The organism is Xanthomonas sp. AC360, from assembly GCF_979258225.1.
Map to the genome: position 1 here is coordinate 4696048 of NZ_OZ409846.1, position 22957 is coordinate 4719004.

Sequence of the window (22957 nt, forward strand, 5' to 3'; positions counted from 1 at the left end):
AACCAATGGTGGATGCGGACAACCGCACAGTTGCCTATGCTGGCGGATTGATTCCATCAGGACCCACCATGCGTCAACGCCTGCTTGTCCTCGCCCTGATCGCCGGCCTGAGTGCCTGCCAACAGCAGCCCGCATCGCCGAGCGCCGGCACCACGCCGCCCGCGGGCGCGCACGACGCGCAGACCGCGGATGCGCGCTTTGCCGCGCTCTCCAAGCAGGCCCTGGACACCTGGATGCAGCTGTCGCCGGTCACCGCCACCCAGACCGGCGATCATCGCTTCGATACGCAGATCGACGATCTCAGCACCGCCGGGCGCCAGCGCAGCCTGGATGCCGGCAAGAAGCTGCTGACCGAGCTGGAGGCGATCGACATCGCCAAGCTGTCGCGCGAAAACGAGGTCGATGCAGCGATCTTGCGTAACCAGTTGCAATCGGAAATCTGGAATACCGAGGTCCTGCAGAGCTGGGCCTGGGACCCGCAGGTCTACAACGGCCTGGCCGGTAGCGCGTTGTACGGCCTGATGGCGCGCGAGTTCGCGCCCCTGCCCGAGCGCCTGGCGTCGGCCACGCAGCGCATGGAAAAAATCCCGAGCATCTTTGCGCAGGCGCGCGAGAACCTGGACCCGGCGCGCGTGCCCAAGATCCACGCCGAGACGGTGGCCAAGCAGAACAAGGGCATCTTGAGCATTGTCGATACCTTCATCGCGCCCAACATCGGCCAGCTTGGCCCGATCGAAGCGGCGCGTGCGCAGGCGGCCATCGACAACCTGCGCAAGGCGGTGACCGAGCAGCAGACCTGGCTGGACACCGTGCTGGTGCCCAATGCCAAGGGGGACTTCCGTGTCGGTGCGGAAAAGTACGATCAAAAGCTGAAATTCGCGCTGCTGTCGTCGCTGTCGCGCGCCGATATCAAACAACGTGCGGAGTCCGAACTCAAACGCGTGCGCAGCGAGATGTACGGCATTGCGCGCACCGTGCTCAAGGATAAACCGGGCGCACCGAAGCTGCCCGCCTCGCCGACCGACGATCAGCAACAGGCTGCGATCGAAGCCGCGCTGGAACTGGCGTATGCCGACAAGCCCGCGCGCGACAAGGTGGTGGACGAAGCCAAGGCAGCGCTGACGCAGTCCACCAACTTCGTGCGTCAGAAAGATTTGATGACGCTGCCGGATTCGCCGGTGGACATCATCCTGATGCCGGAATTCCAGCGTGGCGTGGCGGTGGCGTATTGCGATTCGCCCGGCCCGCTCGACAAGAATCTCAAGACCTTCTACGCGGTGTCGCCGATTCCCGACGACTGGAACGACAAGCAGGTCGATTCGTTCCTGCGCGAATACAACACCCGCATGATCCAGCTGCTCAGCATCCACGAGGGCACGCCAGGCCATTACCTGGAAGGCTGGCACTCGGCCAAGTTCCCCTCCACGCTGCGCGCGGTGCTGCGCTCGGGCATGTTCGCCGAAGGCTGGGCGGTGTACACCGAGCGCATGATGCAGGAGCAGGGCTACCTGGATAACGACCCGCTGTTCCACCTGGTGCAGCTCAAGTTCTACCTGCGCACCATTGCCAATGCCATCCTCGACCAGGGCGTGCATGTGGACGGCTGGGATCGCGACAAGGCGATGCACCTGATGACGCACGACACCTTCCAGCAGGAAAGCGAAGCCTCGGGCAAATGGGTGCGTGCGCAGCTGTCGTCGGCGCAACTGCCAACCTACTTCGTCGGCGTGCAGGAACATCTGGACACGCGCAAGGCGGTGCAGGACAAGCTGGGCAAAGACTTTAACCTGAAGGCCTACCACGACAAGATGCTGTCCTATGGCGCCCCGCCGGTGCGCTTTGCACGCGAGCTGATGCTGGATCAGCCGATTAAGTAAGCACTCCCTTCCCCCTCGGGAGAGGGGCTTGCTCCAACAGATGGCTGAAGCGCTGACTATCTCCCTTCTCCCGCATGCGGGAGAAGGTGCCCCGCAGGGGCGGATGAGGGCGCGAGCGAAGCCTGATGTCGCCGAACTAGCGAGTGGCTCCGCCCCGCACCCTCACCCCAACCCCTCTCCCGCTGGGAGAGGGGCTTGGTCCAACAGTCGGATGAAGTGCTGACTCTCTCCCTTCTCCCGCACGCGGGAGAAGGTGCCCCGCAGGGGCGGATGAGGGCGCGAGCGAAGCCTGGTGTCGCCGAACTAGCGAGCGGCTCCGCCCCGTACCCTCACCCCCAACCCCTCTCCCGCTGGGAGAGGGGCTTGCTCCAACAGACGGATGAAGCACTGACTCTCTCCCTTCTCCCGCACGCGGGAGAAGGTGCCCCGCAGGGGCGGATGAGGGCGCGAGCGAAGCCTGATGTCGCCGAACTAGCGAGTGGCTACCCCCCGTACCCTCACCCCAACCCCTCTCCCGCTGGGAGAGAGGCTTGCTCCAACAAACGGCTGAAGCGCTGACTATCTTCCTTCTCCCGCATGCGGGAGAAGGTGCCCCGCAGGGGCGGATGAGGGCGCGAGCGAAGCCTGGTGTCGCCGAACTACCAAGTGGCTCCGCCCCGCACCCTCACCCCAACCCTCTCCCGCTGGGAGAGGGGCTTGCTCCAACAAACGGCTGAAGCGCTGACTATCTCCCTTCTCCCGCATGCGGGAGAAGGTGCCCCGCAGGGGCGGATGAGGGTACGGGCGAACTGACTTCTCTCGCATCGAGCACTCGAGCACTCGAGCACTCGAGCACTCGAGCATCGTTCACCTCACCCATCCGCCGCAACAAATCCACCGGTCTGCCGCGCCCACAGGCGTGCATACAGCCCGCCCTGCGCAATCAGCTCCGCATGCGTACCGGTTTCGACGATGCGGCCGGCGTCCATCACCACCAGGCGGTCCATGCGCGCAATGGTGGACAGCCGGTGCGCGATGGCGATGACGGTCTTGTTGCCCATCAATGCGTCGAGGCTGTCCTGGATTGCCGCTTCCACTTCCGAATCCAGCGCCGAGGTAGCTTCATCCAGAATCAGGATCGGCGCATCTTTCAACAGCACGCGCGCAATGGCGATGCGCTGGCGCTGACCGCCGGAGAGTTTGACGCCGCGCTCGCCAACATGCGCATCGAAGCCCTGACGTCCTTCGCCATCGACCAAGGCGTCGATAAAGCTCTCCGCGCGCGCCTTGCGCACGGCTTCGAGAATCTGCGCGTCGCTGGCCTGCGGCCGGCCATACAGCAGGTTGTCGCGGATCGAACGATGCAGCAGCGAGGTGTCTTGCGTCACCAGACCGATCTGCCCGCGCAGGCTTTCCTGCGTGACCTGCGCGATGTCCTGCCCGTCGATCAAAATACGCCCCTGCTCCAGGTCGTACAGCCGCAGCAGCACGTTGACCAACGTCGATTTACCCGCACCGGAAGGGCCCACCAGGCCGATCTTTTCGCCCGCGCGCACCTGTAGATCCAGCCCGGCGATCACGCCGCCGCGCTTGCCGTAGTGGAAATGGACCTGGTCGAAGTGCACCTGACCCTGGGTGACCCGCAGCGGCACCGCATCCGGCGCGTCCTGCACGGTCAGCGGCTGCGCGATGGTTTGCATGCCGTCCTGCACGCTGCCGATGTCTTCGAAGATGCCGTTGACCGTCCACATGATCCAACCGGACATGTTGTGGATGCGGATCACCAGACCGGTAGCCAGCGTGATCGCACCGACGCTGATCTGCCCACGGTTCCACAGCCACAGCGACAATGCGCAGGTGCCCACGATCAGGAACCCGTTGGCCACCGCGATGGCAGTATCCATGGCGGTGGTCACCCGTGTCTGCAGGCGATGCTTGACCGCCAGCTCATCGAGCGCGTCGTGCACATAGGCTTCTTCGCGGCCTGCATGGGCGAATAACTTGAGCGTGGAAATATTGGTATAGCCATCGACGATGCGCCCGGTGGCCTTGGAACGCGCGTCCGATGCGACCCAGGCACGCGCCTTCATGCGCGGCACGAAGAACGCCATCAACCCGACATACACCACCAGCCAGATCAGCAGCGGCGCCATCAACCACGGGTCGGCCTGCGCAAATAACCACAAGGCACTGCCGGTATAGACCACGATGTACCAGAGCGCATCGACCATCTGCACCGCCGATTCGCGCAACGAGGTACCTGTCTGCATCACGCGGTTGGCGATGCGGCCGGCGAAATCGTTGTTGAAAAAGCCCAGGCTCTGGCGCACCACGTAGTTGTGCATCAACCAGCGCGAGCGGTTGCTCAGGCCCGGGACGATCGCCTGATTGACCAGCAGATTGTGCAGGCCGGTGAACAAGGGCCGCGCCACCAGCGTGATCGCTGCCATCCATAGCAACTCGCCCGCATGACGACGGAAGAAGTCCGGTCCCGGTCGCTCGGCCAGCATGTCCACGATGCGAGCGAGGAAGTCGAACATCGCCACTTCCACCAGCGCCAGCAGCAGCCCTGCGACCAGCGTGACCAACAGAATCGGCCACAACGGCCGCAGATAATGCAGATAAAACCGCCACACGCTGCGGGGCGGCATCTCCCGCTCGATGGGCGGAAAGATATCGATCAGGGACTCGAACCAGCGGAACATTGCACGCACTTCGCTAACACCGGGCGGTCAGGCTAGCCGATTGGGCGTCAAGCCGCAGTGCGTTGATGCGGCGAGTTCCGCCTGGGAGGTCGCGCTGCGGGTGCCCAGTGCTGCTGTGGATGACGCGGCGCCGGCACTGCATGGCGCAGCTGTGTCAGCACCTGCGTTTAGAGCGGCTAACAAACCTAGCGAGCAATCGTCAGGCGGGTGCGGACGGCGCGCTCAGAATCGGAGTGGACGCGTGGTCCATGCCGCACCGAGCACCGAGCACCGGCCGCGCCCGCCTGACGGTGAGCACAGTCGGTTTGTTCGCTGCTATCAGTCGCGAACACGCGCAAGCAGCCGGTTGATCTCGACCAGATCGAAGTGACCCGGATCGAAACGCCCACCGAGCGTGGCAAGTTCCTGCACATGCTGCGGGTGATCCGGGTTGGCGATGATCTGCAGAAATTCCTGGTAGTCATCGATCCCGCCGCGGCTTTCCGGCGGGCAGGCATTGGCCCCATCGATGCAGCGTGCCACGCGCAGCGCTGCATCCGGCGGCAAGACGGCCTGCACCTGCACCGTATGCTGCCAGCCGGCGCCGGCCCCATAGAAATAGCCAAATGCATCGAGCTCGCCCAGCGCGCTCTCCAACGTGACCCGCGCGGCATGCTTGAGCCGGGAGCGATCCGGCACATCCAGGCCGGACTCGCCATAGCGCCCGCCGCCAACGTCGAATTCGTACGGATGCGCACCGCTCCAGCCCATCACCGGCTGCAGCACGCGGTGCAAGGTCGCCAACCGCACTGCACCGGACACCAGCACGCTGCGCCACACCAGCGGTGCACTGCCCGCCAATGCGATCTGCAACTGATAGATCGGCACCGGGACCTGCACCGCCTGCTGGGCGGCCTTCTTTTTTGCCTTGGTCATGACGACTCGATGACTGATATCTGACGCCAGTATGGCGGCGGTGGCATGCTCGCCTCAATGCGCTTCAATACGCCTGCACTGCGACTGCGCCAGCAACTAGCCGACATCGCTCCATCCTGGTCAAGCAGGTGCGTTCGTTCGGAGCATGCAGCGCACGGCGCGGCGCGCTCGCGCGCGCTGTGCAGCAGCTAATGCGCAGCCTTCAAACGTCAGGATTGCCCGCACGGCCAAGCAACCGACAAGCGCTGCCTCTCACCAGCAGCGCAGCTGCCTCGCCAGCGCAGCAGCTGCCGGCGTTCAGCGCTGTTGCAGGCTCGGCACCGCGTCGGTCACGTTGGCGTGGCGACGCATGATCCAGTTGAACAGCGGCGTGGCCATCAGCGTGGACAGGATCGCCATCAGCACCAGCACCGAGAACAAGCCCTGCTCGATCACCCCGGCCTGCAAACCGATATTGATGATGATCAGCTCCATCAGGCCGCGTGCATTCATCAGCGAACCGATCGCCATCGCGTCGCGGTTATTTTCGCCGGTGGCGCGCGCCGCAGCCCAGCAGGCCACGCCCTTGCCGATGAACGATGCCGCCAGGATGGCGACACCGGCCAGCATGATCTGCGGCTGCAGCAACACACTGAGCTGGGTTTTCAGGCCCGAATAGGTGAAGAACAACGGCAGCAGCAACACCACCACAAACGGCTGCATCATCTCGCGCAGCTTCTCGGTCAATGCGCCCTTGGGCAGGCAGACACCCAGCAGGAAGCCACCGAACACGGCGTGGATACCGATCGCATCCATCGCCCAGGCGCTGAGGCAGAACAGCATCAGCACGATCGCCAGCATGCTGTTGCTGAGCGGCTGATCCGGCACGACATGATCGGCCAGGCGACGCAGCAGATGCCGGCCGACAAACAGCATGAACAGCGCATAGGCAACGCCGCCACCGATGGCCAGGTACGCACTGCCCCAGCTGCCGCCGAAGCTGGCCAGCACCACCGCCAGAATGCACCACGCCGCCGCATCGTCGAACGCACCGGCAGTCAGCGCCAGCGTGCCCAACGGGCTATTGGTCAGGCCGCGCTCGTGAATGATGCGCGCCAGCATCGGGAATGCGGTGATCGCAATGGCCGCGCCCAGGAACAGCGAGGCTTCCATGAGCTTGGCTTTTTCCGAGAACAGGCCTTCCACATTGAGCAACCACGGGCACATCGCAAATGCCAGCGCAAACGGCACTGCGATACCGGCCAGCGACACGCTCATCGCGCTGCGATAGCGCGCACGGAAGTGATCGCCGCGGAAGTCGGTACCGACCAGAAACATGTACAGGCCCACGCCAAACTGCGCGAACACGTACAGCACATCCATGGTCTGCTTGGGGAACAACGCTGCCTGCGCACCCGGTGCCAGCAGGCCGAACAACGACGGCCCCAGCATCACGCCGGCGATCATCTCGCCCACCACCTGCGGCTGCCCGAGGCGCTTGGCCAGCATGCCGACCAACCGGCATACCAGCAGGATCGCTGCAGCCTGCAGAAAAAAATACACCGACATCTGCGGAGTGGTCATGCGTATGGGGACATCCCTGAGAAGTGCGCGGATCATAGCGAGCCGCGCCGGTGGACGGTAGCCGCATAGCCACCGAGCGCGGCGATTGCCGCGCCAGCAGGCCAATTCAGCTGCTCTGGATGGACACGGCACCCCTCCGCTTGGCGGTGAGCGCACCGCACGGCAGATGCGCTGGCGCCGCACTCAGACGCATATCACTGCGATGCGGGCGATGCCGCCGGCACCGGGGTCAGCACCAGATCCTGAAAATCGAAACTGAAATCGGTCAACGGCGAGATCGCCTCCATGCGCATCTCGCGCACCGCGCCGTCCGCAGTGAGTGCGAAGTTGACGAAGGCATCGGCGTTCAAGGAACGGTCGTCCCAGCGCACGATAAAGCTGTCGTGCTGCCAGTGCTCCAGCGTGCCGATCAGCTGCGCCGTCTTGGCAAACTGCAGCCGCAACCGCTTGCCGTCCTTGCGGATCACCACGTCGCCATACCACGGGTCGCGATAGGTGGCCGCATAACCGCGCAGCGGCAACGACGGCGTCGAGCGTGCGGTGCGTGCATCCTGATGCTTCTTCCAGCTGGTGTCGGCATCGCTGTCGGCCTTGGCCACGGCCTTGGCGTACGCGTCGGTCCAGTCGGTGGGCGGCACTTGCAAGAACGCATCCAGCACCTGCAGCGTCACCGCGTTGAACGCTGCACCCACTTCCTGATTGGTCAGCACCACTACACCCAGTTTCTGGTCGGGCACCAGGGTCAGGCGCGACACCATGCCGGGCCAGCCGCCGGTGTGCCACACCAGCCGATGGCCGCGATAGTCGCTCAGGCTCCAGCCCTCGCCGTAACCGGCAAAGTTGGGGCGTGCCGCCGCCAGCTCCGGCACCGCCGGGTCGGCGATCGCGATCGGTGTGATCATCGACCACATCTCCTGCTGCCGTTTGGCGCTGAACAACGCTTTCCCATCGGGCAATACTCCACCGGCCAATTGCACGTTCATCCACAACGCCATGTCGTGCGCACTGGAATAGATGCCACCGGCACCGGAATTGTTCGACCAGGTCAGCGGTGCGGCCGTGCGCAGCTCGGTGAAGTCGTACTTGGCATGGCCGACCGCCGCGGCGTCGCCGGGCTGCAACTGGTCGGCATTGAAGCGCGTCCCACGCATGCCCACCGGAGCGAAGATCCGCTGCTGCAAAAACGCGGCATAGGACTGCCCGGAGACCTGTTCGATCACCTTCTGCGCGACGGCGTACAAGATATTGTCGTACGCGTAGCGGTCACGAAACCCGCCTTTCAACGGCACCTTGGCCAGGCGCTGCACGACCTCTTCGGTGCTGTAGCTGGTGGTCGGCCAGAACAACAGATCGCCGGCACCCAGGCTCAGCCCGCTGCGGTGCGCAAGCAGGTCGCGCACGCGCATTTCACCGCTGACATAAGGGTCGGACATCCGAAACCACGGCAGGTGGTCGATGACCTTGTCGTCGAGCGACAGCTTGCCCTCGTCGGCCAGAATCGACAGCGACGCGGCAGTAAACGCCTTGGTGTTGGAGGCGATCGCAAACAATGTGTCTGCCTGCACCAGCTCGGGTTTGCCGATCTCGCGCACGCCGTAGCCGCGCTCCAGCACTACCTGACCATCCTTGACGATGGCCACCGCAATGCCGGGCACATCGAACTGCTTGCGCACCCGTTCCATCTGCGCATCGAACTGCTGCATGCCGGCCGGAAGCTCAGCCGCGTGCGTTGTTGTCACCAGGGTTGCCAGCATCAGCACGCCTCCCGTCAGCCATCCGTTCAAGGTCATTCTCACGCTCTCTTAGTGTCGATCAGATTGCGACGCTGGCACTGTCCAACAACAGCGGCAGCGGCGTTACCAGCACGCCGTTGGCGTCGGCGTACAACCAATGACCGGGCACGAACGGGACACCGGCAAAGTTCACCGGCACATCCACATCGCCCAGATCGCGCCGCTCGGTGCGCCGTGGGCAGGCGGCCAGTGCCAGCACGCCCAGCGGCAGCGTGGCCAGGATCTCGACATCGCGCACGCAGCCGTGGATCAACACGCCGGCCCAGCCATTGCCCACCGCCTGCGCCGCGATCTGGTCGCCCAGCAGCGCATGCTTCAACGAGCCCTGGCCGTCCACCACCAGTACCCGCCCATCGCCCGGCGTAGAGACCAGCTCGCGCACGCGCGAATTGTCTTCGAAACAGCGCACCGTCGCGATCGGCCCGGAGAACACGCTGCGCCCGCCAAAGTGGCGGAACAACGGCTCGGCAACGGTCACCTCGGGAAAGCGGTCACACAGATCGGGCGTGGTCCAGGTCATCGGCGCGGTCTCAAGCGGCTGAGCAGGCATGGTAGCCGGCTGCGATGGGGTCCGGGTGTCGGTTGATGTCGTCTCGGCGCTGACTGCTCGGCAGCCTCCTGCTGCGCTGGCATCGCGCAGAACGACCGACAGGCGACTGCGGCCACCGGTAGGCGCGCGTGGACCGGGCTTGATCGGGATATCGGGCTTTGCGGTAAAGATTCGCTGGCGCTGCCGTCCTCGCTTGGTGCCGCGCCAACGGTGCAATGCCGGTCGCACGCCATCGCGACCCGCGTCATGGGAACGCTAGCGAAGATGCCGCTTGGCTGTGCGTCGTCGCGCAGACTGGCACGGCGAGCGCTGCCATTGGCCGCATCGCCAGCCGGCGGCTTCGCTGTCACACCGCATCCAATCGCGCTACGCCACGCGATAGGCTGTGACTGCCACTCCGCGCCACACCACTGCGGCACCTCATCGTGCACACCTTTGCCAGCGAGTCTCCCTGCGATGTCTGATCTGTTCGCTTCCGCACCACCCGTCCTGGACGGCATCCATGTCGGTATCGGCGGCTGGGTGTATGCGCCATGGCGCGCAGGCATGTTCTATCCCGACGGCCTGGTGCAGCGGCGCGAGCTGGAATACGCCAGCCGCCAGGTCAACGCCATCGAAATCAACGGCACCTACTACGGCGCGCAGAAACCGGCGACCTATGCGAAATGGCGCGATGACGTGCCGCCCGGCTTCGTGTTTTCTGCCAAGGCGCCGCGGCGCATTACCCAGTCACGCACACTGGCGGGCACCAAGGCGCAGGTGGACGACTTCGTCGGCGGTATTGTCGAGCTCGGCGCGACCCTGGGGCCGCTGGTGTGGCAATTCGAGCAAGGACATCGGCTGCAGGCCGACGACCTGGAAGCCTTTCTGGCGTTGCTGCCTCAACGCGCAGGCGGTCGCACGCTGCGGCATGTGCTCGAAGTTCGCGACCCTGCGGCGGTGGATACGTCGCTGCTCGCGCTGGTGCGCCGCTACGGCGTGGCTACCGTGTTCACCGATTCGGACGAACATCCCTCCTTCGCCGATCTTTCCACCGATTTCGTTTACGCGCGTCTGATGCGTAGCCAGGCACGTCTGCATGCCGGTTATCCGGCGCCAGCATTGGCGCGTTGGGCCGAGCGGATCCAGGCCTGGCGACGCGGCGACGACCCGGCCGACCTGCCGCATATCGACTCCACGCCACAGGCCACAAACACGCCGCGCGAGGTGTTCGTGTTCTTCATCAGTGCGGCGAAGGAGCGCAATCCGGCTGCGGCGATGGCGCTATTGAAAGAACTGTCTGCCAGATGACGTGTTGCTGGCAGCGATATCTCCCTGGCCGGCTGACGTGTGTGGCGAACACGTTTTAGAGCAGCCAACAAAACAACTGCGCTCACCACCAGGCGGGCGCGGCCGGTGTGGCATGGACCATGTGTACATGCGGTTATGAGAACGCCGTCCGCCCCCACCTGACGACTGCACGCTAGGTTTTGTGAGCCGCTCTTGGTGAAGCCACGAGTGATTGCGCGGATGCGTCGTTGGCTGATGTTAGGCAGCACATGACCCAGCGGCCATTTACATGGTCTTGAGCAATGTGGTCGTTGGGCATCAACGTCGTGAAAACATTACAACGTGCGTGCTGTGGGACGCGGCCTTCTTTGAGTTGCCAAGCGGCCTGCGCACGATTGAGTCAATCGCTGGAGTAGACCGTACCCTCACCCCAACCCCTCTCCCGCAGGAGAGGGGCTTGGAGCAGCTGACAAGATGACTTTGCAGCCGCCAGGCGAGCGCGGTTGATGCTTGGTGCGGCATGTACCACGCATACACTCCGGTTCTGACCGCGCCGTCCCTACCCACCTGACGACTGCTCGCCAGGTGTTGTCAGCCGTTCCAATAAGGCTCATTGCACGGCGCCGATCTGCGGCTTTTCGGCGACAATGGCGCATGCCCACGACCGACCTGCGCAAGGCGCAACTGCAAATTCATTTCTGCGTGCTGCTTTGGGGCATCACCGCGATCCTGGGCAAGTTGATCACGCTGCAGGCATTGCCGCTGGTGTGGTGGCGCATGTTGATCGTGGTGGTGGCCTTGGCCTTGTGGCCGCGGGTGTGGCGCGGCTTGCGCGGTTTGTCTGGCCGTGTGGTGCTGGGCTATTGCGGCATCGGCGCGTTGGTGGCGCTGCACTGGCTGACCTTCTATGGCGCGATCAAACTGGCCAACGCCTCAGTGGCGGCCACCTGCATCGCCTTGGCGCCGGTGTTCACTGCCGTGATCGAGCCCTGGGTGACGCAGCGGCCGTTCCGCCCGCGCGAGTTGCTATTCGGCCTTGCGGTGTTGCCGGGAGTGGCGTTGGTGGTCGGCGGCGTGCCCGATGGTATGCGTGCAGGGGTGGTGGTCGGCGCGATTTCGGCCGTGTTCGTCGGGCTGTTCGGCTCGCTCAATAAGCGCATGGTGGCGCATGCCGACCCGCTCACCGTCACTGCATTGGAGCTGGGCGCCGGCACGCTGACCTTGACCGTGCTGGCACCGGCCATGCCGCTGCTGCTGCCATCGCTGCATGGCGATCTGTTGACCCTTCCCAGCCTGCACGATGGCGTGTTGCTGCTCGTCCTGTCACTGGCCTGCACCCTGCTGCCGTTTGCGCTGGCGCTGGTCGCGCTGCGTCATCTCAGCGCGTATTCGGTGCAGCTGGTGACCAATCTGGAACCGGTCTACGCCATCGTGCTGGCTATCGCCCTGCTGGGCGAACAGCGCGAGCTCACCCTGCAGTTCTATCTTGGCGTTGCGATCATTCTGGGCGCGGTGTTTCTGCATCCGGTGCTGGAACGCCGGCGCAAGGTGGTGCACCCCGAGTTACTGGGCACCGCCGAAGCCAAGAACATCGTCGACTGAGCGAATGACACCAGATCCCGCGACACGGCGTTGGCCGACAGCGACCGCAGTGTCGCGTAACACCCGAGACCGACGCGTCGCAGCGAACGCGTGAGCACTTCAGCGGCCGGCGCTTACCGACGATGACGATGACGATGACCAAGCCCGCGCCCACAAGGTGCCAAGCGCAGCGTCTGGTCAGCTATCGCACCCGGCAGGCCACACGCGAACGCCCATACCGACTGCAGCGGAAGCACCCGATGGCGACCACTGCGCCTGCCATCCGGCAGCGCATCCGGCCGGCCGGTTTACCAGTCGGTGCGCTGCGGCAGCAGGCCGCGCAGTTCCGCATCGCTCAGGTTGCGCCATTGCCCAGGCTTGAGCGCGGCAAGCTTGATGTTGTCGATGCGCACCCGCCGCAGCTGGGTGACCCGGTAGCCGAATTCGGACGCCATCAGGCGGATCTGCCGGTTCAACCCCTGCTCCAGCACGATGCGGAAGCCGAACTTGGCGATACGCGCGGTGCGGCACGGCAACGTGGTTTCGTTATGGATGCGCACGCCGCGCGCCATGCCACGCAAGAATTCGTCGGTGACCGCCTTGTTGACCGCCACCAGATACTCTTTTTGATGGCGGTTTTCCGCGCGCAGGATCTCGTTGACGATGTTGCCGTTGCTGGTCATCAAAATCAGCCCTTCGGACTCCTTGTCCAGGCGGCCGATCGGGAAGATGCGCTGCTCGTGGCCGACGAATTCGACGATATTGCCCTTGACCGAACTCTCGGTGGTGCAGGTGATGCCCACCGGCTTGTTGAGCGCGATATAGACATGTTTGCGGCCGCCGGGCTTCTTGGCCTCGCGCGCGCGCAGCGGTTGGCCATCCACCAGCACGGTGTCTTCGTCGCCCACCACCGCGCCGGTGCCGGCCACCACACCGTTGACGGTGACACGGCGTTCGCCGATCAGGCGGTCGGCCTCGCGGCGCGAGCAGAAGCCGGTGTCGGCGATATGTTTGTTGAGTCGGATTGTCATCGTTCGATTATCGGCGATTTACAGCCGGCAACGCACTTTTGTGCAGTCACAGCGAGGCACACGGCTCTGCCGGCTGGCCCTATCCGGTCACGGCCAGCAACGGCTGTGGCGCGATCAGGTCTTCCAGCGGGCACGGACGGTGCAGGCTGAAGCCCTGCACCTGGCCCACGCCGGCATCGCGCAGGCCGGGGATATCCGCCTCCGACTCCACCCCTTCGGCCACCACTTCGATGCCCAGTGCCAGGCCGACCTGGGCGATGGAATGCACCGCGGCGCGGTCCACCGCGTCATGCGCGTAATTGCGCACGAAGCCGCAATCGATCTTCAGCACATCCACCGTGAATTGCTTGAGGTAGCCGAACGAGGCCAGGCCGCTGCCGAAATCGTCCAGCGCCACGTGGCAGCCCCGCGCACGCACGCTCTGCACGAAGCGCTGCGCATGTTCCAGATCGCCGATGACCGCAGTTTCGGTGATCTCCATGCACAGCTTGGGCACCAGCGTGGGATAGCGCTCGAACAAGGCGCAGACAAAATCGAGAAAGTCCGGCTGCGCGATCGATTGCGCGGACAGATTGACATGGCACAGATCCAGCGTCGCCACATGCATCGGGTTGTCGGCCAATTGCGCGCACAAGGTTTCCAGCACATAGGCATCGACCATGCGCCCGAGCCCGTAACGCTCCACCGCAGGCAGAAATTCGCCAGGGCTCAGCACACGCCCATCGCGCGCGCGCATGCGCACCAACACTTCGTACTGCAGACGACCGGGGTCGCTCAGCACCTGGATTTTCTGCGCGTACAGCAGCAGCCGCTGTTCGGCGATGGCCTGCTGCACGGCGCTGATCCAGCCACCGTCATGCCGACGCCGCGCCAATGCCAGATCGTTCTCGCCAAAACACCGAATCCGGTTGCGCCCTTCTTCCTTGGCCGCGTGACAGGCCAGATCGGCAGCAGTCATCAAGGCATTGACGTCGCTGGCGCCCTTGCGGATTTCCACCACCCCAAAGCTGCAACTCGGCGTCAGCGGCCGGCCGCCCTGATGGCTCCATGGCTGCCCGAGCACACCATGCATGCGTTCCAGCAAGGCCTGCGCCTGCACCAGATCGGTATTGGCCAGCAGAATCGCGAACTCGTCGCCACCCAGCCGCCCCAGCCAGTCGCCCGGACGCAGCTGCATGGTGATCACGTCGGCGAAGTGGCACAGGAACTTGTCGCCGACCGCATGCCCGAAGGTGTCGTTGACCAGCTTGAAATGGTCCAGATCCACGAAGCACAACGCATGGCACAGCTGCGGCGATTGCGGCGGCTCGATCAGACGCAGCAGTCGGCGTTCGATCTCGCGCCGGTTGATCAGGCCGGTCAAGGCATCGTGACGCGCGTGGAAGGCGACCTCGTCGGCCAGCTCGTGCGCGTGCGAGACATCTTCGATCACCGCCAGCACCAGCGTGGGTTCCTCCGGACCCGGCTCCACCAGCGAGGCACTCCAGCGGCCCCACATCACTTCGCCATCGGCACGCAGGAAGCGTAGCTCGCCGGACTGCATCAGCCGTGGCCAGTCGATCATGCCGCGGCTGTCCAGCACGATGTCGTCCGGATGCACCACCTCGGCCAGCGTGCGGGCCTGCAGTTCCTCCGGGCGGTAGCGCAGGATATTGGCCATCGAGGCGTTGGCATCCAGCACGTGGCCACGCAGATCGAACTTGACCATGCCCAGTGCGGCTTGTTGAAACGCCGTGCGAAAACGGCCCTCGTGCGACAGCAGATAGTCGCGGATACGGCGCATCGCCAGCACGCAGGTGGTCAGCACCAACAACAAGGTGGCAAGGCTGCAGGCCGCCATCACGTCGTGCAGCAGCCGCGCGCAGCGGATCAGCAGCGCCTGGAACTGCGCCGCATCGCCGCGCATGCGCCCATCGAGCAGATGCAGATCGTCGCGCAAGGCCTGCAGCGCGCGCGGATCCGGCGTACTGGCGGCCTGCACGGAGGCGGCACGGTCGGCCAATGCACTCAGCTTCAACAGGTCGGCGTCGGTGTGCTTCCACATCGCGATGGCGTCGCTCAGATACGGAAAGACATGGCCGTAGCGGTACAGACGCACCATTTGCGGCATGTCCTCAGGGGCATTGCGGCCGGCCGCCAGTCCGGCATAGACCGCCGTCCAGGCGATCACCGGCTGTTCGACCGCCTCGCGTGCCGCGCGGTCGCCCAGCGGCACTTCCAGCGCGCGGCAGGCGGCCTGCAGATCAGCCGGATCGCCGCTCACCAGATAGCGCTCCAGCCAGTACACCGACTCCTGCTGGGCGTTGGACCAGTGGCTCTGGCCGACGATCCAGGCGGTGGCACCGGACTGAATTTCGATCGCCAGTGCCGAGAGCACGGCCATGCCGACAGCCACGGCAATCAGCAGTGCCAGAGGGAGCGTCAGCCAACCGCGCACCATGTGCATGGTCCGGTCACTGCGTGTGCTGCGTGCTGCCTGCGCCATTGCCGTCCTCGTCCACCGCCGCCCGATGCGATTCAGGCGCCCAGTGGGCACCTGAAGGCAGTAGCGGCCGTCATGGCCGAGTCTGTATGGCGGCGTCCGTTTGCCGGACGGCCGGCGGAAAAGGTCAGCCTGGCTGACCATCCGCTATCTGCGGTCCCTGTCGGAACACGCTTGCTTGCATTGCCAGACTATGCCTGGAAAGGAATAGCGGCATTGACACCGGCTACGTGCGCGCTTCGCCGCGCAGCCGATTGTCAGCGTGGCTTACTCGCCGCGCGGCTTGGGCGGACCCTTACGGTGTGGCGCGCCGGCGCGATCCATCGGACGCCCCGGGCCGTTCGGACGACCGGACGGCTTGCCACCACGCGGGAAGCGCGGCTTGGACGGCGACGCCGCCGCCTCGCCTTCTTCCAGCTTGCGCATGTTGAGCTGCTGGCCGGAGACCCAGACCTTCTTCAGGTGCGTCAGCAGTTCGCGCGGCATGTCGGCCGGCAGATCCAGGATCGAGTAATCGTCCTGGATATCGATGCGGCCGATGTAGCGACTTTCCAGGCCGGCTTCGTTGGCGATGGCGCCGACGATGTTGGCCGGCTTCACGCCGTGGGTGTGACCCACTTCGATGCGATAGCTCTCCATGCCGAACTCCGGCTCGCCACGCGGGGCCGGGTCACGACGCGGACGCTCGCTGCCGGCATCCTCGCTACGCGGCGGACGCGGTGCGCGCTCGCCGTCGTTGGCACGCGGGCCACGCTCGAACTTCGGCTCGAACCGCGGACGCTCGCCGCGATCGCCGCGATCCCCACGGTCGGCACGCTGCGGGGTGAACTCTTCGCGCGCGCCACGCACCGGCGGGGTCAGCAGGAACGGCGCATCGCCCTGCAGCAACTTGGCCATCGCCGCGGCGATCTCGATCGCCGGCACGTTGTTTTCGGCCTCGTAGCGCTGCAGCAGATCGCGGTACATGTCGATCTGGCCACTGGCCAGCGTCTCGGTGATGCGGGTCATGAAGCGCGCCACGCGGGTGTCGTTGACGGCATCCACGCTCGGCAGCTGCATTTCTTCGATCGGCTGACGGGTCGCGCGCTCGATCGAGCGCAGCATGCCCTTCTCGCGCGGGGTGACGAACAGGATGGCGTCGCCATTACGGCCGGCACGACCGGTACGACCGATGCGGTGCACATAGCTTTCGGTGTCGTACGGGATGTCGTAATTGAGCACGTGGCTGACGCGCTCCACGTCCAGGCCGCGGGCGGCCACGTCGGTGGCGACCAGGATGTCGAGCTTGCCGTCCTTGAGCTGGGCAATGGTCTTTTCACGCGCGGCCTGCTGCATGTCGCCGTTGATGGCGGCCGCGGCCAGGCCACGGGCCTGCAGCTTCTGCGCCAGTTCTTCGGTACCGGCCTTGGTGCGCGCGAAGATGATCATGCCGTCGAACGGCTCGACCTCAAGGATGCGGGTCAGCGCGTCCAGCTTGTGCAGCCCGCTCACCCACCAGTAGCGCTGGCGGATGTTGGCCGAGGTCGTGGTCTTGGCCGCAATGGTGACTTCGGCCGGGTCCTTCAGATAGGTCTGCGCGATGCGGCGAATGGCCGGCGGCATGGTGGCCGAGAACAACGCCACCTGGCGCTTTTCCGGCAGCTTCTTCAGCACGGCTTCGACATCGTCGATAAAGCCCATGCGCAGCATTTCGTCGGCTTCGTCCAGCACCAGCGTCTTGAGCTGGGACAGATCCAGGGTGCCGCGATCCAGGTGATCGATCACCCGGCCCGGGGTACCCACCACCACATGCACGCCGCGCTTGAGCGCGCTCAGCTGCTGGGCATACGGCTGGCCGCCGTACACGGGCAGCACGCGGAAACCGGGAATGGCTTCGGCATACTTCTGGAAGGCTTCGGCGACCTGGATGGCCAGTTCGCGGGTCGGAGCCAGCACCAGCGCCTGCGGCTTGAGCTGATTCAGATCGGCGTTGGACAGCACCGGCAGCGCGAACGCGGCGGTCTTGCCGGTACCGGTCTGCGCCTGGCCGAGGACGTCGCGGCCGGCAAGCAGCGCGGGAATGGTGGCAGCCTGGATCGGCGACGGCGACTCGTAGCCAACGTTGGCAACGGCTTTCATCACAGCGTCCGAGAGGCCGAGGTCTGCAAACAGCAGCGGCGCGGAAGATTCTTGGGTCATGGGTAACTCCGGAGGCGCCGCACGGAGCCGGCAGGCGCAAAGCAGGGTATTGTGCGCCCTTACCCCCCTTCGTGTCGAAGGGTCGTGACGTTTTGTTCAGGTTGTGAGGATTCGCCCGCCCCGGCGAATCATCCTGGCACGCACTTCCCCGCCTTGCCCGGCACCTGAGCCAAGCCCGTGGATACAGACCTGCAAACCCGCTTCAGCGTCCTGCTTCGGCAGCACCGGGGCATCGTGCTGAAGGTGGCCGCCAGCTATTGCCGCAATCGCGACGACCGCGACGAGCTGGCCCAGGAAATCGCGGCCCAGCTGTGGCGCGCATTTCCTGGTTACGACCCCAGCCGGCGTTTTTCGACCTGGATGTATCGCATCGCGCTGAATGTGGCGATCAGCGACCGTGCGCCGGATGCGCCGATCGCCCTGGATGCGGTGGTGGACCAACTCGCGGACCCGGCGGCGCGCGACCCCGCACGCGAGCAGCAGGTCGCCGCGTTATACGCCTTCATCGCGCAGCTACCCACGCTGGAGCGCGCCTTGCTGCTGCTCTATCTGGACGACCACCGCTACCACGAGATCGCCGAGGTGCTCGGCATCAGCGAAACCAACGTCGCCACAAAACTCAGCCGCCTGAAGGCGCGCATCCGCAACGAACTTTGACCCACACCATCACCGGAGCCGCAATGGAACTCGACGACATGCAACACGCCTGGCACGCCCTGGAACACCGATTGGATCGCCAGGCCGCAGACATGCATCGCCTGCTCGGTGCCATCCGCAGCGATGCAGCGCATGCCAGCCTGCGCCCGCTGTGGTGGCGCCAGGTGGCACAGCTCGTGTGTGCACTGGCACTGAGCCTTGTGTTTGTTCGTGGCTGGCTGGGAGAACCCCATCAAGTTGCGGCCATCATCGGCGGCGTGCTGCTGCAGCTATGGTGCGTGGCGCTGGCGCTCTCGGCGAGCCGTCAATTGCAGCTGCTGTCGCAACCGGATTTCGCCGGGCCGCTGGTCCAGACGCAACAAGCACTCGCCCAGCTGCGGCGTTGGCGCACGCGCGTCGTGCCGTGGTTGGGCATCGCGTTCTGGGTGCTATGGGTGGCCGTCGCCGACAGCGCCTGGCGCAGCCTCACTGGCACCACACTGCCGCACGTCTGGCTGCTGCTCAACGTGCTGGTGGGCGTGATGGGCGCCTTCGGCACCTGGTACGGCTATCGGCGGCTGCAGCGCGCACAGCACCCCTGGCTGGACCGCATCGACGATGCGCATGCCGGTGGCAGCCTGACCCGCGCGCAGCGCCTGCTGGAGGAGATTGAGCGGTTTCGCCGCGAGTAGGCGGCCACTCTGACGACAGCGACAGCGCGCTGTCGCTGTCTGCGCACAGCCATGTGTCTGGTGCGGGCTTGCGCATGGTGGTGCTGGCAGCGGCTCCGGGCGGATAATCGGTTTCTTTTTCGACCGAGTGCAGCATGCAATTCCTGGAATTCGACCTGGACGGCGAGTACATCGAACTCAACCAGTTGCTCAAGCTGGCCGGCATTGCCGATAGCGGCGGCCAGGGCAAGGCCATCGTCGCCAGCGGCGCGGTCAGCGTCGATGGCATGCAGGAACTGCGCAAGACCGCGAAGATCCGCCCCGGTCAACTCGTGCAACTGGATGACGTGGAAATTCGCGTCATGGCCATGGACCCCGAGTCCGAGTCCGAGTCCGACGAATGAGGGTGATCGAGATCGGACAGCGCAACATCGCGCCGTCTTCCGAAGATCCGAAGCACGACGTCTACGTCTTTTCTATCGAACTCGGCGCGGCGCGCCCGTTCTGGCTGGAGCAATCCATCCATGGCGGCCATGCCGACCGTGGCGGCTGCATCATGCTGGCGTTGGACGAGTTGGACGGCTGGCGAGGCGATTGGCGCGTGCATCTGACCCATGCAGGTTGCGCCTGGACGATCCCGCTGCTGGAAGAGGCCATGCGCAGCGGCGATGCACAGACCGCGATCGATGCGATCGTGGCGCGGGTGCAGGTGCCGGGCTGATGCAATCCAGTACGGCGGAATGCTCGTATCGCCTGCCCGCTTGCGCGCCCAGGCCCGTCTAAACGACGGCGGATGACGCTCTCCACCGATTGCATGCTGCGTACCGGCTACCGCCGATGCACCCAGTCTGGAGCCAACGCGCGACGCGGCGCTCGATCGGGATCAAGCGCCATGCACGGCAAGCGTGCACGCGCCAGAACCGTAATGCCTTACCAACCCAGCAGCGCGCGTACCAGCTTGACGATGCCCCAGAACGACACCACCCAGATTGCGCTGCGCAGATAGGGGATACCGGCCGCATAAACCGGCACGTACGCCACTCGCGCCCACAGATACAGCTGCACGCCCAAGGCGGTTTCCGCATTGGTGCGACCGGCTACGGTCACTGCCAGCACCGCTGCGGCAAAGATCGGAAAGGTTTCCAGATAGTTGCGAAACGCGCGATCCAGCCGTGCGGCGACGCCGGTCAACGGCTTGGCATCGCCATCGCGCGGACTGGCATTCCATTTGGTGCCGCGCTGCGCGGTCATGCTGACCGATGCAGCCAGCAGCTGTACCAGCCCGAGCACCATGGCCCAGCCCAGCATCTGCAGTTCGATGGTCAGTTGCATGTCGGTCTCCTGGAGGGCTGCCGCATCACTTGGCCGCCGTGCGCAGGCTGTAGCCCGCAACGCGCCAGGTCTTGTCTTCGTCCAGACGGAAGGACACCAGCTCGCGCACCGGTTGCGGCGCGTTGGCAAACCGGGTCGGGAAGCTGACGTTGACGTACAACCCTTCGGGCACCTGCGCGCCGGGGCCGTACTTCACCCGCGTCACCGAGCCCTGACCACGCCCGACCATCGCACCCAGACGCGCACGCTCGCCGGCGAGCTGGGCGACGAAGGCATCGCGCTTGACCGCAGTCTTGGCCACGCTGGACGCACCGTCCCACAGCGAAGCGGCCTTGTTGGCATCCACCATCTGCGCCACGCGCAAGGCGGCCTGGGTCATCTCCACGTCCTGCTTGGCGACCTGCGCCTGCTGGGCCGCGCTGGGCGCTGGTACGGGCTGCCCCGCCGCCGGTTTTTGTGCCGCGGGCGCCGGCTGGGCAGTGGCCGCGCGGGACGGCTGCGGTTGTTGAGCAAACGCCAGCGCTGGAGCCAACACCAACGCGACAAGCAAACGAGGACGGAGCATGGGACAGCACCTTGAACGGGTTGGAAAGAGATGGACCGCACACATTGCGGTGGGTAGCGCAGTCTATGGCCGGACCTGCGCAACACAAGCGGCGCGCGATCCGGGCGGGAGCGGCTGACTGCATGATCCGGACGGAACTGTCGCGTCGGCGTGTAACAAGCCGCCTGATCCGCCGGTAGAGCGCAGGCGGCAGGCCGGATCTGCGCAGCCAGTGCGAACCGCGCGTTCAACGCAGCCCTAACCCAGACCTGGTTCGTTCGGCCTGGATCGAATCGCTAGAGCTCTCCGCCGGGAGCAGGCGGCACGGCAGCCACGCCGCGCGGGCGCCACAGGCGCCAGCTGACCCAGAACGCACGTGCGACGGCCGCAACCAGCGCCGCCAGACTGAGCCACATCCCCAGCGTGGCCGGCCATTGCGCATGCAGTGCGGCGGCGGCAACGCGTAGCAGTTCAGCCACGCCAAAGCCCACCAGCACCAGCAACGCCGATGGCAGATACGCCAGTACAACGCCCTTGGTCTTGCCTCGCATAATGCCCCCCGGCCCGGTTGTGATGGGGCGACGATAGGCAGCGCGCAGTGCGATACGCGTGAAACTTGCCGCCGCCCTCAGCCCTCGGCGTGCGCGGGCGTCGACGGCTCCGTCTCTGCGGCATCCGGCGCCGCGGCGGCGCTCGGTTCTGCCGGTGGTCGCTCATCCGCTGCGGAACCGGTCTGCGTCTCGGCCGCCGGGGTTGCCGGCAAGGCGGCGGCATCGGTCTCGGCCAGCGGGCTTTCTTCCGGGCAAGCCGCATCCGGAAAACCGAAGCGCTGCTTCAGCGCCAGGCCGCAGGCGTTGACCGCATCCAGATCGGCGCCCTCGCCTTTGCACTTTTGATCGAACGCCACCAGAAACGCATCCTTGCGGCGCACAAACGCATCGCCGCATTTGCGCATCTGCCGGATGCGCTCCAGGTCGTCCTGCACGGCGTTGGTGCCGTCCAACCCGTACTCGCGTAGTTCTTCCATCGTCAGCAGCCGCAGGCTACGGTTAGGCACGGTCATCATCAGATCGGCCACCGCCACTGCCACACCGTTGCGCTCCAGATAATCCTTGACGTTGCCGTAGACCTCGCGCAATTCGCGATTGAGCTCTGCGCGCGACGTCGCCTTGGAGCTGATCCGCATCATCCGGTGGATGCCGACCTTGCCGGCCACCAGGCGGTTATCGCCGGCCGCCAGCACGAACACGCAGGCGCTGTGGCAGACCGAACCCTCGCGCACCCAGATGGTCCAGTTGGATTCGCCAATGGTGTCGCCGGCGCGGATCGCAGCCTCCACCTGCCCGCCGCTGGAATCCAGATCCACAATGCGATGCGGCAACCGCAGTTGTTCGGCCACCGCCGCCAGGCGCCAGACCAGCGCAGCGAAGCCGGCATTGATCTTGCCCGCATACCGCACCCGCACCAGCCCCGTCTCGCGGCACGGCGCCAGCGCCGCTTCCACACTGGCCCGATCCAGTGCCGGCAGCAGCGTGCCGTCGCCGGCCTCCTTGCTGTAATCGGTGGCGCAACTGATCCAGGCCTGGCCCGCTTCCAGCTGTGCCTGCGGCCAACCTACCTCACCCGTCTGCGCGCGCGGACGCGGCGGTGGCGCCACCGGCTCGGGCGTATCCACCGACACCATGTGGTCGCCATCGCCCGCCTGCCCGGCATTGTTTTGTTGCGCCGCCCCGGCATCGGCAGACGTCGCGCTGCGTTCGCACGCCACCAGCAAGAGCAGACACGCAACGGACAGGCAAAGCGATTTGAGCATGATGGGGATTGTGAGCGCGACGGATTCACCTTCAGTCT

19 protein-coding genes and 3 other RNA genes are annotated in these 22957 nt (G+C 65.3%); 9 read left to right on the forward strand and 13 right to left on the reverse strand.

The window, feature by feature from the left end; translation table 11 throughout:
• Positions 1 to 68 precede the first annotated feature (68 nt).
• Complete coding sequence (locus ACZZ0O_RS20135; protein ID WP_463591669.1) at positions 69 to 1877, forward strand: DUF885 domain-containing protein; 1809 nt, start codon at positions 69 to 71, stop codon at positions 1875 to 1877.
• An 851-nt stretch (positions 1878 to 2728) separates the two neighbouring features.
• On the opposite strand, the gene ACZZ0O_RS20140 is transcribed toward ACZZ0O_RS20135, so the two are convergent.
• From ACZZ0O_RS20140 to rraA, 6 genes are all read right to left on the reverse strand, one after another.
• Positions 2729 to 4561 carry an ABC transporter ATP-binding protein gene (locus ACZZ0O_RS20140; RefSeq protein WP_463591670.1) on the reverse strand — a complete coding sequence of 611 codons (1833 nt, stop codon included), beginning with the start codon at positions 4559 to 4561 and terminating at the stop codon, positions 2729 to 2731.
• 174 nt (positions 4562 to 4735) lie between these two features.
• Positions 4736 to 4811: non-coding RNA, sX9 sRNA (locus ACZZ0O_RS20145), on the reverse strand.
• Positions 4812 to 4879: 68 nt separating this feature from the next.
• The gene (locus tag ACZZ0O_RS20150; protein ID WP_463591671.1) at positions 4880 to 5476 is read right to left on the reverse strand and encodes a plasmid pRiA4b ORF-3 family protein; all 597 of its coding nucleotides are present in this window, start codon (positions 5474 to 5476) and stop codon (positions 4880 to 4882) included.
• 297 nt (positions 5477 to 5773) lie between these two features.
• A complete protein-coding gene (locus tag ACZZ0O_RS20155) occupies positions 5774 to 7039 on the reverse strand; it encodes a cation:proton antiporter (RefSeq protein ID WP_323518485.1) in 1266 nt (421 codons plus the stop codon).
• Between the two features lie 194 nt (positions 7040 to 7233).
• Complete coding sequence (locus tag ACZZ0O_RS20160; RefSeq protein WP_463591672.1) at positions 7234 to 8829, reverse strand: serine hydrolase; 1596 nt, start codon at positions 8827 to 8829, stop codon at positions 7234 to 7236.
• Positions 8830 to 8851: 22 nt separating this feature from the next.
• Positions 8852 to 9352 (reverse strand): ribonuclease E activity regulator RraA, encoded by a 501-nt coding sequence (rraA, locus tag ACZZ0O_RS20165; RefSeq protein ID WP_463592498.1) that lies wholly within the window; start codon positions 9350 to 9352, stop codon positions 8852 to 8854.
• Positions 9353 to 9838: 486 nt separating this feature from the next.
• On the opposite strand from rraA, the gene ACZZ0O_RS20170 reads away from it, so the two are divergent.
• The 4 genes from ACZZ0O_RS20170 (at position 9839) to ACZZ0O_RS20185 (ending at position 12253) form a co-directional block, all read left to right on the forward strand.
• Positions 9839 to 10672, forward strand: a complete 834-nt coding sequence (locus ACZZ0O_RS20170; RefSeq protein ID WP_463591673.1) for a DUF72 domain-containing protein — start codon at positions 9839 to 9841, stop codon at positions 10670 to 10672.
• 112 nt (positions 10673 to 10784) lie between these two features.
• Positions 10785 to 10860, forward strand: a non-coding RNA gene (locus ACZZ0O_RS20175) — sX9 sRNA.
• A 311-nt stretch (positions 10861 to 11171) separates the two neighbouring features.
• A non-coding RNA gene (locus tag ACZZ0O_RS20180) (sX9 sRNA) lies at positions 11172 to 11248 on the forward strand.
• Positions 11249 to 11305: 57 nt separating this feature from the next.
• Positions 11306 to 12253, forward strand: coding sequence for a DMT family transporter (locus ACZZ0O_RS20185; protein WP_115554184.1), 948 nt, complete (start codon positions 11306 to 11308; stop codon positions 12251 to 12253).
• Between the two features lie 287 nt (positions 12254 to 12540).
• Here ACZZ0O_RS20185 and ACZZ0O_RS20190 read toward each other — a convergent pair whose 3' ends face one another.
• The 3 genes from ACZZ0O_RS20190 to ACZZ0O_RS20200 form a co-directional block, all read right to left on the reverse strand.
• Positions 12541 to 13263, reverse strand: a complete 723-nt coding sequence (locus ACZZ0O_RS20190; protein ID WP_055849889.1) for a pseudouridine synthase — start codon at positions 13261 to 13263, stop codon at positions 12541 to 12543.
• 79 nt (positions 13264 to 13342) lie between these two features.
• Entirely contained in the window at positions 13343 to 15748 is a 2406-nt protein-coding gene (locus ACZZ0O_RS20195; RefSeq protein WP_115562476.1) for a putative bifunctional diguanylate cyclase/phosphodiesterase, read from the reverse strand.
• Between the two features lie 264 nt (positions 15749 to 16012).
• The gene (locus ACZZ0O_RS20200; RefSeq protein WP_463591674.1) at positions 16013 to 17923 is read right to left on the reverse strand and encodes a DEAD/DEAH box helicase; all 1911 of its coding nucleotides are present in this window, start codon (positions 17921 to 17923) and stop codon (positions 16013 to 16015) included.
• Between the two features lie 177 nt (positions 17924 to 18100).
• Here ACZZ0O_RS20200 and ACZZ0O_RS20205 point away from each other — a divergent pair, with 177 nt between their 5' ends.
• The 4 genes from ACZZ0O_RS20205 (at position 18101) to ACZZ0O_RS20220 (ending at position 19951) form a co-directional block, all read left to right on the forward strand.
• Positions 18101 to 18580, forward strand: coding sequence for an RNA polymerase sigma factor (locus ACZZ0O_RS20205; protein ID WP_463591675.1), 480 nt, complete (start codon positions 18101 to 18103; stop codon positions 18578 to 18580).
• A gap of 23 nt (positions 18581 to 18603) precedes the next feature.
• A complete protein-coding gene (locus ACZZ0O_RS20210) occupies positions 18604 to 19251 on the forward strand; it encodes a hypothetical protein (protein WP_463591676.1) in 648 nt (215 codons plus the stop codon).
• A 134-nt stretch (positions 19252 to 19385) separates the two neighbouring features.
• A complete protein-coding gene (locus tag ACZZ0O_RS20215) occupies positions 19386 to 19634 on the forward strand; it encodes an RNA-binding S4 domain-containing protein (RefSeq protein WP_463591677.1) in 249 nt (82 codons plus the stop codon).
• Positions 19631 to 19951 (forward strand): hypothetical protein, encoded by a 321-nt coding sequence (locus ACZZ0O_RS20220; RefSeq protein WP_463591678.1) that lies wholly within the window; start codon positions 19631 to 19633, stop codon positions 19949 to 19951. Before ACZZ0O_RS20215 ends, ACZZ0O_RS20220 begins: the two co-directional genes overlap by 4 nt.
• A gap of 209 nt (positions 19952 to 20160) precedes the next feature.
• Here the strand turns inward: ACZZ0O_RS20220 and ACZZ0O_RS20225 are convergent, their stop codons facing one another.
• From ACZZ0O_RS20225 to ACZZ0O_RS20240, 4 genes are all read right to left on the reverse strand, one after another.
• Complete coding sequence (locus ACZZ0O_RS20225; RefSeq protein ID WP_055849874.1) at positions 20161 to 20562, reverse strand: MAPEG family protein; 402 nt, start codon at positions 20560 to 20562, stop codon at positions 20161 to 20163.
• Positions 20563 to 20587: 25 nt separating this feature from the next.
• A complete protein-coding gene (locus ACZZ0O_RS20230) occupies positions 20588 to 21127 on the reverse strand; it encodes a DUF4019 domain-containing protein (protein WP_055849873.1) in 540 nt (179 codons plus the stop codon).
• A gap of 275 nt (positions 21128 to 21402) precedes the next feature.
• Positions 21403 to 21657 carry a hypothetical protein gene (locus ACZZ0O_RS20235; protein ID WP_323515674.1) on the reverse strand — a complete coding sequence of 85 codons (255 nt, stop codon included), beginning with the start codon at positions 21655 to 21657 and terminating at the stop codon, positions 21403 to 21405.
• 77 nt (positions 21658 to 21734) lie between these two features.
• Positions 21735 to 22919, reverse strand: coding sequence for a COG3904 family protein (locus ACZZ0O_RS20240; RefSeq protein ID WP_463591679.1), 1185 nt, complete (start codon positions 22917 to 22919; stop codon positions 21735 to 21737).
• Positions 22920 to 22957: the final 38 nt, after the last annotated feature.

Bases quoted from the DNA above. Each gene is read 5' to 3' on its own strand.
- ACZZ0O_RS20135 (WP_463591669.1), top strand. From the start codon at position 69: ATGCGTCAACGCCTGCTTGTCCTCGCCCTGATCGCCGGCCTGAGTGCC.
- ACZZ0O_RS20140 (WP_463591670.1), bottom strand. From the start codon at position 4,561: ATGTTCCGCTGGTTCGAGTCCCTGATCGATATCTTTCCGCCCATCGAG.
- ACZZ0O_RS20150 (WP_463591671.1), bottom strand. From the start codon at position 5,476: ATGACCAAGGCAAAAAAGAAGGCCGCCCAGCAGGCGGTGCAGGTCCCG.
- ACZZ0O_RS20155 (WP_323518485.1), bottom strand. From the start codon at position 7,039: ATGACCACTCCGCAGATGTCGGTGTATTTTTTTCTGCAGGCTGCAGCG.
- ACZZ0O_RS20160 (WP_463591672.1), bottom strand. From the start codon at position 8,829: ATGACCTTGAACGGATGGCTGACGGGAGGCGTGCTGATGCTGGCAACC.
- rraA (WP_463592498.1), bottom strand. From the start codon at position 9,352: ATGACCTGGACCACGCCCGATCTGTGTGACCGCTTTCCCGAGGTGACC.
- ACZZ0O_RS20170 (WP_463591673.1), top strand. From the start codon at position 9,839: ATGTCTGATCTGTTCGCTTCCGCACCACCCGTCCTGGACGGCATCCAT.
- ACZZ0O_RS20185 (WP_115554184.1), top strand. From the start codon at position 11,306: ATGCCCACGACCGACCTGCGCAAGGCGCAACTGCAAATTCATTTCTGC.
- ACZZ0O_RS20190 (WP_055849889.1), bottom strand. From the start codon at position 13,263: ATGACAATCCGACTCAACAAACATATCGCCGACACCGGCTTCTGCTCG.
- ACZZ0O_RS20195 (WP_115562476.1), bottom strand. From the start codon at position 15,748: ATGGCGCAGGCAGCACGCAGCACACGCAGTGACCGGACCATGCACATG.
- ACZZ0O_RS20200 (WP_463591674.1), bottom strand. From the start codon at position 17,923: ATGACCCAAGAATCTTCCGCGCCGCTGCTGTTTGCAGACCTCGGCCTC.
- ACZZ0O_RS20210 (WP_463591676.1), top strand. From the start codon at position 18,604: ATGGAACTCGACGACATGCAACACGCCTGGCACGCCCTGGAACACCGA.
- ACZZ0O_RS20215 (WP_463591677.1), top strand. From the start codon at position 19,386: ATGCAATTCCTGGAATTCGACCTGGACGGCGAGTACATCGAACTCAAC.
- ACZZ0O_RS20220 (WP_463591678.1), top strand. From the start codon at position 19,631: ATGAGGGTGATCGAGATCGGACAGCGCAACATCGCGCCGTCTTCCGAA.
- ACZZ0O_RS20225 (WP_055849874.1), bottom strand. From the start codon at position 20,562: ATGCAACTGACCATCGAACTGCAGATGCTGGGCTGGGCCATGGTGCTC.
- ACZZ0O_RS20230 (WP_055849873.1), bottom strand. From the start codon at position 21,127: ATGCTCCGTCCTCGTTTGCTTGTCGCGTTGGTGTTGGCTCCAGCGCTG.
- ACZZ0O_RS20235 (WP_323515674.1), bottom strand. From the start codon at position 21,657: ATGCGAGGCAAGACCAAGGGCGTTGTACTGGCGTATCTGCCATCGGCG.
- ACZZ0O_RS20240 (WP_463591679.1), bottom strand. From the start codon at position 22,919: ATGCTCAAATCGCTTTGCCTGTCCGTTGCGTGTCTGCTCTTGCTGGTG.